Annotated in this window: 12 protein-coding genes; 6 read left to right on the top strand and 6 right to left on the bottom strand. The window is 67.2% G+C overall.

Annotation, left to right across the window (positions count from 1 at the left end):
* Positions 1-71 precede the first annotated feature (71 nt).
* Positions 72-1049, bottom strand: a complete 978-nt coding sequence (locus ACP96_RS13260) for an aldo/keto reductase (protein WP_050033655.1) — start codon at positions 1047-1049, stop codon at positions 72-74.
* Positions 1050-1116: 67 nt separating this feature from the next.
* Entirely contained in the window at positions 1117-1314 is a 198-nt protein-coding gene (locus ACP96_RS13265) for a hypothetical protein (RefSeq protein ID WP_050027060.1), read from the bottom strand.
* Positions 1315-1426: 112 nt separating this feature from the next.
* Here ACP96_RS13265 and ACP96_RS13270 point away from each other — a divergent pair, with 112 nt between their 5' ends.
* Positions 1427-3157 (top strand): cryptochrome/photolyase family protein, encoded by a 1731-nt coding sequence (locus ACP96_RS13270; RefSeq protein WP_050033656.1) that lies wholly within the window; start codon positions 1427-1429, stop codon positions 3155-3157.
* Between the two features lie 38 nt (positions 3158-3195).
* Here the strand turns inward: ACP96_RS13270 and ACP96_RS13275 are convergent, their stop codons facing one another.
* Positions 3196-3441, bottom strand: a complete 246-nt coding sequence (locus ACP96_RS13275) for a hypothetical protein (protein ID WP_050033657.1) — start codon at positions 3439-3441, stop codon at positions 3196-3198.
* A 92-nt stretch (positions 3442-3533) separates the two neighbouring features.
* On the bottom strand, positions 3534-3713 hold the full coding sequence (locus ACP96_RS13280; RefSeq protein ID WP_050027053.1) for a DUF7470 family protein: 180 nt from the start codon (positions 3711-3713) through the stop codon (positions 3534-3536).
* Positions 3714-3805: 92 nt separating this feature from the next.
* On the opposite strand from ACP96_RS13280, the gene eif1A reads away from it, so the two are divergent.
* Together eif1A and ACP96_RS13290 are read left to right on the top strand one after the other, a co-directional pair.
* A complete protein-coding gene (gene eif1A, locus ACP96_RS13285) occupies positions 3806-4096 on the top strand; it encodes a translation initiation factor eIF-1A (RefSeq protein WP_008847545.1) in 291 nt (96 codons plus the stop codon).
* Positions 4097-4203: 107 nt separating this feature from the next.
* Entirely contained in the window at positions 4204-5088 is an 885-nt protein-coding gene (locus tag ACP96_RS13290) for an ATP-grasp domain-containing protein (RefSeq protein ID WP_050033658.1), read from the top strand.
* Between the two features lie 36 nt (positions 5089-5124).
* On the opposite strand, the gene ACP96_RS13295 is transcribed toward ACP96_RS13290, so the two are convergent.
* The gene (locus ACP96_RS13295; RefSeq protein WP_050027048.1) at positions 5125-5502 is read right to left on the bottom strand and encodes an Hsp20/alpha crystallin family protein; all 378 of its coding nucleotides are present in this window, start codon (positions 5500-5502) and stop codon (positions 5125-5127) included.
* A gap of 250 nt (positions 5503-5752) precedes the next feature.
* Here ACP96_RS13295 and gap point away from each other — a divergent pair, with 250 nt between their 5' ends.
* Both gap and ACP96_RS13305 read left to right on the top strand, forming a co-directional pair.
* Positions 5753-6805: a type I glyceraldehyde-3-phosphate dehydrogenase gene (gap, locus tag ACP96_RS13300; protein WP_050026998.1), complete on the top strand. Its 1053-nt coding sequence runs from the start codon at positions 5753-5755 to the stop codon at positions 6803-6805.
* 98 nt (positions 6806-6903) lie between these two features.
* Entirely contained in the window at positions 6904-8127 is a 1224-nt protein-coding gene (locus ACP96_RS13305; protein WP_050033659.1) for a phosphoglycerate kinase, read from the top strand.
* A gap of 42 nt (positions 8128-8169) precedes the next feature.
* Here the strand turns inward: ACP96_RS13305 and lrp are convergent, their stop codons facing one another.
* Positions 8170-8631, bottom strand: coding sequence for an HTH-type transcriptional regulator Lrp (gene lrp / locus ACP96_RS13310; protein WP_050033660.1), 462 nt, complete (start codon positions 8629-8631; stop codon positions 8170-8172).
* Positions 8632-8757: 126 nt separating this feature from the next.
* On the opposite strand from lrp, the gene glnA reads away from it, so the two are divergent.
* Positions 8758-10128, top strand: a complete 1371-nt coding sequence (gene glnA / locus ACP96_RS13315; RefSeq protein WP_050033661.1) for a type I glutamate--ammonia ligase — start codon at positions 8758-8760, stop codon at positions 10126-10128.
* Positions 10129-10375: the final 247 nt, after the last annotated feature.

A 10375-nucleotide genomic window follows, 5' to 3' on the forward strand; every position in this document is an offset into this window, starting at 1 on the left:
AATAGCTTGTCGGTATATTCCTAAAACACGTTTTAGGCCGCTGAGGAACCGAATCTGTCGATCCCGCGGCGTTACTCGTGGCCGGAGACGCGGACCGGCTCGTACGGCGCTTCGAGCCACTCGATGTCGGACTCAGAAAGGTCGATGTCGAGCGCTTCGACGGCGTCTTCGAGGTGCTCGACGCTGGTCGTCCCCACGATTGGGGTGTCGACCCACTCCTTGTGGAACAGCCACGCCAGCGCGATCTGGGCCATTTTCACGCCCTTCTCGTCGGCCAGCTCCGCGACGCGCTCGTTGACCGCCGGGCCGCCCCCCTCGCGGTAGGGGTGTTCGTAGAGGTGTTCTTCGGTCTCCCCGCGGAGCGTGGCGTCCACGTCCTCGTGCGGGCGCGTGAGGTACCCGCGAGCGAGGGGGCTCCACGGCATCACGCCGATACCCTCCTTCTCACAGAGCGGGAGGGTCTCGCGCTCCTCTTCGCGGTACGCGAGGTTGTAGTGATTCTGCATCGTGGCGAACCGCTCGTACCCCTTCCGGTCGCTCGCGTGGAGCGCCTCGGCGAACTGGTGGGCCCACATCGAGGAGGCGCCGACGTACCGTACCTTGCCGCGCCGGACCGCGTCGTCGAGCGCGGCGAGCGTCTCTTCGATCGGCGTGTCGTCGTCCCACCGATGGATCTGATACAGGTCGATCGTCTCCATGCCGAGCCGGTCGAGGCTGTTCTCTAGCTCCTGTTCGATCGCCTTCCGCGAGAGGCCGCCGGAGTTCGGGTTCGACTCGTCCATCTCGCCGTACACCTTGGTGGCGACGGTGAATCGGTCGCGGTCGTACTCGGCGAGCGCGTCGCCGAGGATCGCCTCGCTCTCCCCGGTCGAGTAGACGTTCGCGGTGTCGAAGAACGTGATTCCCAGATCGATCGCGCGCTCGACGATCTCCTTCCCCTCCTCCTCGTCGAGGACCCACTCGCGCCAGTCCGAATCGCCGAAGCTCATGCAGCCGAGACAGATCTTCGAGACCGTCGTTCCGGTGCTTCCGAGTGTCGTGTACTCCATACGGCGAGCAGACGGAGGGAGGATAAAAAGGTACTCGCGCCCCGAGGGCCGATCGCCGCGGGGCGGCCTACTCGTTCCGGAACGACGCCGTGTACACGAGGAACGCGCCCGTCAGGAGCACGAACGCGAGGAACGTCACGAGCGCGAGCACGTTCGCGACCGGGGCGAGCGGATCGAGGAACGATCGCCCCGTCGAGTCGAGCACGAGCACCGCGAGGAGGGCAGCGATCAGCGCAAGGAGCCAGTTCGTGAGAATCTCGTCCATGTCCCTCCCTCACCGAGCCCGAATAAAAAGGCGGGGATGTCGCGGACCGAGAGGCGATCGCGACCCTCTCTCGTCCCCTAGACCTACGTCGACCGCGCCCGTGTACCGTTCTATGAGCGACGACGCCGTCCTCTGGCTGCTGGGCGACCAGCTCAACCCCGACCTCGACGCGCTCGCCGACGCCGACGAGGTGCTGCTGATCGAGGCGCACGGCTTCGCCGACCGGAAGCGGTACCACGCCCACAAGCTGACGCTCGTGTTCTCGGCGATGCGACACTTCCGCGACGACCTCCGCGAGCGCGGCCACGACGTGACCTACGTGACGGCCCCGTCGTTCGGCGATGGCCTCGACGAATTCCTCGCCGCCAGACCCGCCGCCGACCTCCGGCTCATGCGCCCCGCGAGCCACGGCGCGGGCGAGCGGCTCAGAGAGCTCGTCGCCGCGCGCGGCGGCTCGCTGGAGCTGCTGGACAACGAGCTGTTCTGGACGACCCCCGCTGACTGGCGCGAGTGGACGGACGAACCGGACAGAGAGGGGGCGGGACCGGACGCGGAGCGGGAACCGATCGTCGCCGAGGACGGCACCGCGGAGCGGCGCTACCGACAGGAGGACTGGTACCGCCACGTCCGCCGCGAGACGGGCGTGCTGATGGACGACGAGGGGCCGGTCGGCGGCGAGTGGAACTACGACGATCTGAATCAGGAGACGCCGCCGGACGACTGGGAGCCCCCCGAACGCCCGCGGTTCGACCCCGACGATCTCACCCGCGAGACCCACGCGTGGGTCCGCGAGCGGTTCGACACGTGGGGAAGCGACTCGCTCGACGCGTTCGCGTGGCCCGTTACCCGCGAGGAGGCGCGGGCGGCGCTCGACGCGTTCGTCCGCGACCGGCTCCCGTCGTTCGGGCGGTACGAGGACGCGATGGCGGCCGGCGAGCCGTTCCTCTCGCACTCCCTGCTGTCGCCCGCGATCAACCTCGGGCTCTTGGACCCGCGCGAGCCGGTCCGAGCAGTGGAGGAGGCGTACGGGGAGCGGGGCGTCGAACCGGGCGCGTACGACCCGGCCGACGATCCGGCAGGAGGCGGCTCGGGAGCGACCACGCTGGACGCGTTCAGCGAGGGTGTCGAGAGCGACGCCGGAGCCGACGACGGCGACGACGGCGACGACGCCGGCGGGACCGACCCCGCCCCCGTTCCCCTCAACGCGGCCGAGGGGTTCATCAGGCAGGTGATCGGGTGGCGGGAGTTCACGCGACACGTCTACCGCGAGGCGATGCCGGAGCTGGCGTCGGCCAACCGGCTGGACCAGTCCCGGGCGCTCCCGCCCGCCTACTGGGACGGCGACACCGACATGCGGTGTCTTTCCGAGGCGGTCGGTCACGTCCGCGAGTACGGCTACGCCCACCACATCGAGCGGCTGATGGTGCTCTCGAACGTCGCGCTGCTCTACGGCGCCGACCCGGCCGAGCTGAACGAGTGGTTCCATCTCGGCTTCGTCGACGCCTATCACTGGGTCACCACGCCGAACGTCGTCGCGATGGGGTCGTTCGGGACGGACGTGCTCTCCTCGAAGCCGTACGCCGCCTCGGGAAGCTACGTGAACCGCATGAGCGACTACTGCGCCTCCTGTCCGTACGCGGTCTCTCGGACCACGGGGGAGGGCGCGTGCCCGCTCAACGCGCTCTACTGGGACTTCTTGGCGGAACACGAGGAAACGCTGCGCGGGACCGGACGGATGGGGCTGATGTACTCCCATCTCGACGACAAAGACGACTCGGAGCTGGCCGCGATCCGCGAGCGTGCGGGCGCAGTGAGAGAGATGGCCGCGAACGGGGAACTGTAACTGCGATCAACCGACTGCGATACCCGTGTCGGCGGCGGTCACTCGCCGGCGGCGAGCCGCCGGATCCGGGGAAGCGCCTGCTCGTAGCCGAGCGCGACGACCCCGACGTACAGCGCGAGCAGGCCCATCCCGACCGCCCACGCGCCGAGCACGAGGTCCCCGCCGGTGACTGCGTCGAGTCCGAAGCGCTCCAGCAGGACACCGATCGCCGAGGCGGCGCCGGCGCCGGCGACGACGGCGAGGAGTTCGATCAGTTCGACAGCGACCGCGGGTACGTCGACCATACCGGCCCGCGGCGGCCGCGAAGTATCACTCTTTCGGGAGCGCCGCGAGGGTCGTTCGCGCGGTAGACTCCGAGGAGACGCCGATCGAGCGCCTACTTGAGGCCGAACGCCCGCATCGTCGAGTCGGCGATCCCCTTTGCGATCAGCGCGAGGCCGGCCAACAGGATCGTGACGCCTGCGCCGACGACCGGGTCGTGGACGGTCAGGACTCCGACTGCGACGAGGACGACCGCGACGCCGGCGATGCCTTCGGACCCGAGGGTGTCGCGCATGGCTCCCGATCGCTGCCGTCGAGATTTAAAAAGGCCGTTTCCGCGCGGAGAGCGGCCCTTTTATTTTCGGGAGCGCGTATCACCGCGTACGCATGAGCAACGGAGACGGCGGCGGTCGAAACGACCTCCGGATGCCCGACGACGACGAGGTGTTCGCGGAGGTCGTCGAGATGCTCGGCGCGAACCGGGTCCGCGTGCGCTGTGCGGACGGGAAGGAGCGGACCGCGCGGATCCCCGGGCGGATGCAGAAGCGCGTCTGGATCCGCGAGGACGACATCGTCCTCGTCGAGCCGTGGGACTGGCAAGACGAGAAGGGCGACATCTCGTGGCGCTACGAGAAGAGCGAGGCCGAACAGCTCCGCGAGGAAGGTCATCTGCAGTGAACCGGAGGCTCACGGCTTCGCCGTTCGCCAGTCGAGGGCTCCCTCCGGTCGCCCTCGCACGACTCGCCCCTCGCGGTTTTTAAGTCCGAACGGTCCCGAGCGAACGTATGCTCCGGCTCGCGATGACGACGGACTCGGAGACGTTCGAGCGCGTGCGCGGGCCGCTGGCCGACCGCGGGATCGCGGTGGACCACGTACAGGCGAAGGAGCGGGCGCTCCGCGTCTCGGGCGGTTCCACCGACTCAGAGGAATTCGCCGGCTTCGACGCCGGTTTCGTCTACCCCTCGCGGCTCATGGAGGGCACCGTGGTCGACGCGCGGCTGTCGGTCCCGTGGGTGAACGACCGAGAGGCCGTCCTCACTTCCCGGAACAAGGCGGGGGTGCTCGCCGCGCTCGACGCCGCCGGGCTCCCGACGCCGCGGACCGCGATGGTGTCGAACCCCGTCGACGAGGCGGTCGTCACCGAGGCGGTCGAGCCGTTCTCCTATCCGGTCGTCGTCAAGCCGAACTCCGCGACCCGCGGGGTCGGCGTCGCGACCGCGACCGATCTCGACTCGCTTCTCGGCGTCGTCGACTACCTGAACCTCGTCCACGACTACCGCGCGACCGGCGACAAGTCGTACCTGATACAGGAGTTCCTCCCGGACGCGCGCGACTACCGAGCGATGGTCGTCGACGGCGCGTACGTCGGCGCCGTGGAGCGGGAGCTTCCGCCGGACGCGGTCGAAGAAGGCCGGTGGAAGCACAACGTCCACCGGGGCGCCGAGGCGACCGGCGTCGACCTCCCCGACCGCGCCCGCGAACTGGTCGAGCGGACGGCCGAGGTCCTCGGGATCGACTACCTCGGCGTCGACCTGTTGGAGACGGACGGACGGCTCGTCGTCAACGAGACGAACGCCCGGCCGACGGTCGACGCGGTCACGAAGTACGAGCCCGACTTCTACGACCGGCTCGCGGGGCTGATCGAGCGGACCGCGGCGGGAGAGAACTGAGAAAGCGAGTGGCGGATCGAGGGACCGCCTCGGCGACTACTCCAGATCGATCGAGGCGGAGTCGTCGTCGCGGTCGAACGCGACCTCCAGCACGCCGTTGTTGAACGTCGCGTCGGCCGAGTGCTCGTCGACCGGGACGGGGAGTTCGACGGTCTCGTCGTACTCCCGCCGGTCGGACGCCGCGGAGATAGTGAGCGACTCCCCGTCACACTGCAGGGAGAGCTCGTCTTTCGAGACGGCCGGGAGGTCGGCGACGAGTCGCACGCCGTCCTCGGTCGTGTACGCGTCGACGTGCGTCGCCGAGCCGAAGCCGGCGTCCTCGGTTCCGGGGTTCCCGTTGGCCATCTCGTTCATCATCCGTTCGATCTCCTCGAAGAAGTCCCCGAACGGATCGTCACGGTCGTCTCTGTCCATACCTCACGTGAAGGTGGTGACCCCGATAAGCCTTCTGTCCACGACCGTCTTCGCCGCCGCTCGGGGTCGTACGGGCGGTACACGGCGTCTCTGGTGCGCATCTCTCCATCTCTCAGGCGTCCGATCGATCCTTCGAAATCGGAAGCGACAGGCCGAAAAGAAACCGACCGTCCGTAACAAAATCGAACGATAGTGACCGTCTCGCGGCGACTCGGTCGGATTTAAGTGTCTGGGCTCTCCTTTTTCGAACATGAGTAAATCATATCTCGCCGCGGGCGACGACGTGAGCGATGACGAGGTTGTCCGGGTGGGCCTGAACGGGTTCGGCCGGATCGGACGAAACGTGTTCCGAGCGGTGCTGGAGTCGCCGCGGATCGAACTCGTCGGGATCAACGACGTGATGGACTTCGACGACATGGCGTACCTCGCGAAGTACGACACCGTCATGGGTCGGCTCGAGGGCGTCGAGCGCGACGGCGACGCGCTGACGATCGGCGGCACCGCGGTGGACCTGTACAACGTGCAGGACCCCGCCGACCTCCCGTGGGACGACCTCGACGTGGACGTGGCCCTGGAGTGTACGGGCGTCTTCCGCACCCGCGAGGACGCGAGCGCCCACCTCGAGGGCGGTGCGGACACCGTGATCATCTCGGCGCCCCCGAAAGGCGAGGAGCCGGTCAAACAGCTCGTCTACGGCGTCAACCACGACGAGTACGAGGGTGACGACGTGATCTCGAACGCCTCCTGTACGACCAACTCCATCACGCCGGTCGCGAAGGTGCTCGACGCCGAGTTCGGCATCGACGCCGGCACTCTCACCACGGTTCACGCCTACACCGGCTCCCAGAGCCTCATCGATGGCCCGAAGGCGAAGACCCGCCGCGGCCGCGCGGCCGCCGAGAACATCGTGCCGACCTCGACGGGCGCCGCGGGCGCCGCCCAGGAGGTCCTCCCGCAACTGGAGGGGAAGATCGACGGGATGGCGATGCGCGTCCCGGTCCCGTCCGGCTCGATCACCGAATTCGTCGTCAGTCTCGACGAAACCGTCACCGCGGAAGAGGTCAACGCCGCCTTCCGCGACGCCGCCGACTCCGGGCCGCTCGCGGGCGTCCTCGGGTACACCGACGACGAGGTCGTCTCCAGCGACATCGCCGGGCTCCCGTTCTCCAGCTACGTCGACCTGCAGTCGACGAACGTCATCGCCGGCGGGAAGCTCCTGAAGATCCTCACGTGGTACGACAACGAGTACGGCTTCTCGAACCGGATGCTCGACATGGCCGCGTACGTCCAGGACGAGGCGTGAGCGGTTAATCGCCGCTGCGAGCAAACGGCCTGACGCCCCCGCGGCAACGTTCCCCCGGAGAACCACTGCTTAAATACCTCATCGACGACCGTTCACCCATGTCCACGTTCGACACCATCGACGACCTCCCGGCAGACTCGCGCGTCCTCGTTCGGCTCGACCTCAACTCGCCGATCGAGGACGGAGAACCGCAGGACAACCGCCGGTTCGAGCGCCACGCGGAGACGGTCCGCGAGCTCGCCGACGCCGGTCACCGCGTCGTCCTCATGGCTCATCAGGGCCGCCCCGGCCGCGACGACTTCACGTCGCTTTCGGGCCACGCCGCGATCCTCGCCGACCACGTCGACCGCGAGGTCGCCTTCGTCGCGGACACCTACGGCGACGAGGCGCTGGAGGCGATCGACGCGCTCGGCGCGGGCGAGGTGCTCCTCTTGGAGAACACCCGGATGTGCGACGACGAGCTCCCCGAGGCGTCGCCCGAGGAGAAGGCCGAGACGGAGTTCGTCCAGACCCTGGCGCCGAAGTTCGACGCGTACGTCAACGACGCCTACTCCGCGGCGCACCGCAAACATGCCTCGCTGGTCGGGTTCCCGCTCGTCCTCCCGTCGTACGCGGGTCGCGTGATGGAGACGGAGTACGAGGCGAACACCGCCATCGCGACCCGCGAGTTCGACGGGCCGGTGACGATGGTCGTCGGCGGGACGAAGGCGACCGACGTGATCGGCGTGATGGACGCCTTAGACGAGAAAGTGGACCGCTTCCTGCTCGGCGGCGTCGCCGGCGAGCTCTTCTTGCGCGCCGCGGGTCACCCCGTCGGCCACGACGTGGGCGATATGGACCTGTTCGACGAGCAGTGGGCGGAGAACCGCGAGCTGATCGAGTCGGTGCTCGACGAGCGCGGCGACGCGATCCGGCTCGCGACCGACCTCGCGTACGAGGGTCCAGACGGCGACCGCGCGGAGGTCGCCGTCGACGACATAACGGAGAAGACGGAGGGGTACCTCGACGTGGGCTCGGATACGGTTGAGGCGTACGAACCGGCGATCCGGGAGTCCGACGCGGTGTTCGTGAAGGGCGCGCTCGGCGTCTTCGAGGACGAGCGGTTCGCGGACGGCACCGTGGGCGTGCTCGAAGCGATCGCCGAGACCGACTGCTTCTCGGTGGTCGGCGGCGGCGACACCTCGCGGGCGATCGAGATGTACGGCCTGAGCGAGGCCGACTTCTCGCACGTCTCCATCGCGGGCGGGGCGTATATCCGCGCGCTGACGGGCGAGCCGCTGCCGGCCGTGGAGGTCTTGGAGGCGGCGGCCGAGAGTCAGTAGGAAAACGAAAGGACGGAAGCGCCGTCGCGGGCTCGGCGGCGACTACTCCTCGTTGAGATCGAGGTCGAACTGTTCGTTTTCGGTGACGGGGTTGAGGACGACGCTGGTGTTCGACTCGCGGATGTCGGCGTCGGTGAGGATCGACTTGATCTGTTCGTTCATGCCGTCCGTGTCGGTGAACTTCCCGATGGCGATCACGTCGTAATCGCCCGTGACCTCGTAGACGCTCACCATCTGTTTCTCCTGCCGGAGCTTCTCTGTCACGTCGGGAAGCGCGCTCCCCTCGACTTTGAGCTGGAGCACCGCGGTCACGTCGTAGCCGAGCTTGTCGTAGTCGACGATGGGCGTGTACCCCCGGATCACGCCCTCGTCTTCCAGATCGCGGAGGTGGTTCGACACCGTCGTCACCGATACGTCGAGGTCGTCGCCGAGACTCCTGAGGCTCGCCCGCCCGTTGCTGAGAAGGGAGTTGACCAGTTTCGCGTCGAGGTTTTCGTACGTCATCACACCTATCCACGTCTTCAGGGGTTTATAATTTTACGAACGTCCAGCATTTTTGCGCGACTGGCGGTTCATGCGCCAAGCGATAAGGCCTTTATACTGGCAGATAACGAATGAAACGTCCAGAACATGACGGACGAACACGCGAAACCGGACGGCGGCCTCACGGCCGAAGAACAGGCGGTACTCGACGAGATCGAAGAGGAGAATGTCGATTTCCTGCGGCTCCAGTTCACCGACATCCTCGGCGTCGTGAAGAACGTCTCTGTGCCCGCCCACCAGGCGGAGAAGGCGTTCACCGAGGGGATCTACTTCGACGGCTCCTCCATCGAGGGGTTCGTCCGCATTCAGGAGTCGGACATGCGGCTCGTCCCCGACCCCAACACGTTCGCGGTGCTCCCGTGGCGCAGCAACGGCGACGACGACAGCGCGGCCGCGCGGCTCATCTGTGACATCGTCACCACGGAGGGCGAACCGTTCGTCGGCGGCCCGCGTCAGGTCCTCAAGAGCGTCCTCGATGAGGCCGAGGAGATGGGGTACTCCGTCTCGATCGGTCCCGAGCCGGAGTTCTTCCTGTTCAAGACCGACGACGAGGGGAACGCGACGACGATCCCCCACGACAACGGCGGCTACTTCGACCTCGCGCCGAAGGACCTCGCGTCCGACGTGCGCAAGGAGATCATCTTCACCTTAGAGGACATGGGCTTCGAGATCGAGGCCTCCCACCACGAGGTCGCCGAGGGCCAACACGAGATCAACTTCAAGTACGACGACGCGCTCACGACCGCGGACAACATCGCGACGTTCCGCGCCGTCGTCCGCGCGGTCGCCAGCCAGCACGACCTCCACGCGACGTTCATGCCCAAGCCGATCGCCGAGATCAACGGCTCGGGGATGCACACCCACATCTCGCTGTTCGACGAGGACGGCAACGCCTTCGCCGACGACGGCGACGAGTTCAACCTGAGCGAGACCGCTTACCAGTTCATGGGCGGCATCCTGAACCACGCGCCAGCGTTCACGGCCGTCACCAACCCGACCGTGAACTCCTACAAGCGCCTGGTGCCCGGCTACGAGGCACCGATCTACGTCGCGTGGTCCGACACGAACCGCTCGGCGCTCGTCCGTGTCCCGGACGCCGCGGGCGTCTCCGCCCGGTTCGAGGTCCGCAGCCCCGACCCGTCCTGTAACCCCTACCTCGGACTGGCGTCGCTCATCGCCGCCGGGCTCGACGGGATCAAGACCGAGGCCGACCCCGGCGACCCGGTCCGGGAGGACATCTACGAGTTCGACGACGAGAAGCGCGAGGAGTACGGCATCGAGACGCTCCCGCCGAACCTCGGCGCCGCCGTCGAGGAGCTGGAGACCGACGAGGTGCTCCAGGAGGCGCTCGGCCCGCACACCTCCGAGAAGTTCGCCGAGGCGAAGTCCCAGGAGTTCAGCGAGTACCTCACCCAGGTCTCCGAGTGGGAGGAGGACCGCTACCTGGAGACCTTCTGAGGCGACGGCGCGGTCGCGGTTTCTCGGTTCTTTCTGCGTAGTTGGATAGCGGCTTGCTGCCAGACCGATTTCGTAGCAGTCTCATGAATGGTCTCTCAATGGTGAACCAAGTGTGTCGCTGGGGATTGGCGGATCGCCGGAATCGACAGATTCCGCGATCCGCGCTGAGGACAGTACCCCTCTCTGTAACTTATGCCTTTTTCTCACTGCCCACTAACAGGTAGCGATATATACGTGATATATATAA

This window comes from Halorubrum halophilum (assembly GCF_000739595.1).
GTDB classification, from domain to species: domain Archaea; phylum Halobacteriota; class Halobacteria; order Halobacteriales; family Haloferacaceae; genus Halorubrum; species Halorubrum halophilum.

Coding starts and splice junctions, on each gene's coding strand:
- ACP96_RS13260 (WP_050033655.1), bottom strand. CDS start 1,049: ATGGAGTACACGACACTCGGAAGCACCGGAACGACGGTCTCGAAGATC.
- ACP96_RS13265 (WP_050027060.1), bottom strand. CDS start 1,314: ATGGACGAGATTCTCACGAACTGGCTCCTTGCGCTGATCGCTGCCCTC.
- ACP96_RS13270 (WP_050033656.1), top strand. CDS start 1,427: ATGAGCGACGACGCCGTCCTCTGGCTGCTGGGCGACCAGCTCAACCCC.
- ACP96_RS13275 (WP_050033657.1), bottom strand. CDS start 3,441: ATGGTCGACGTACCCGCGGTCGCTGTCGAACTGATCGAACTCCTCGCC.
- ACP96_RS13280 (WP_050027053.1), bottom strand. CDS start 3,713: ATGCGCGACACCCTCGGGTCCGAAGGCATCGCCGGCGTCGCGGTCGTC.
- eif1A (WP_008847545.1), top strand. CDS start 3,806: ATGAGCAACGGAGACGGCGGCGGTCGAAACGACCTCCGGATGCCCGAC.
- ACP96_RS13290 (WP_050033658.1), top strand. CDS start 4,204: ATGCTCCGGCTCGCGATGACGACGGACTCGGAGACGTTCGAGCGCGTG.
- ACP96_RS13295 (WP_050027048.1), bottom strand. CDS start 5,502: ATGGACAGAGACGACCGTGACGATCCGTTCGGGGACTTCTTCGAGGAG.
- gap (WP_050026998.1), top strand. CDS start 5,753: ATGAGTAAATCATATCTCGCCGCGGGCGACGACGTGAGCGATGACGAG.
- ACP96_RS13305 (WP_050033659.1), top strand. CDS start 6,904: ATGTCCACGTTCGACACCATCGACGACCTCCCGGCAGACTCGCGCGTC.
- lrp (WP_050033660.1), bottom strand. CDS start 8,631: ATGACGTACGAAAACCTCGACGCGAAACTGGTCAACTCCCTTCTCAGC.
- glnA (WP_050033661.1), top strand. CDS start 8,758: ATGACGGACGAACACGCGAAACCGGACGGCGGCCTCACGGCCGAAGAA.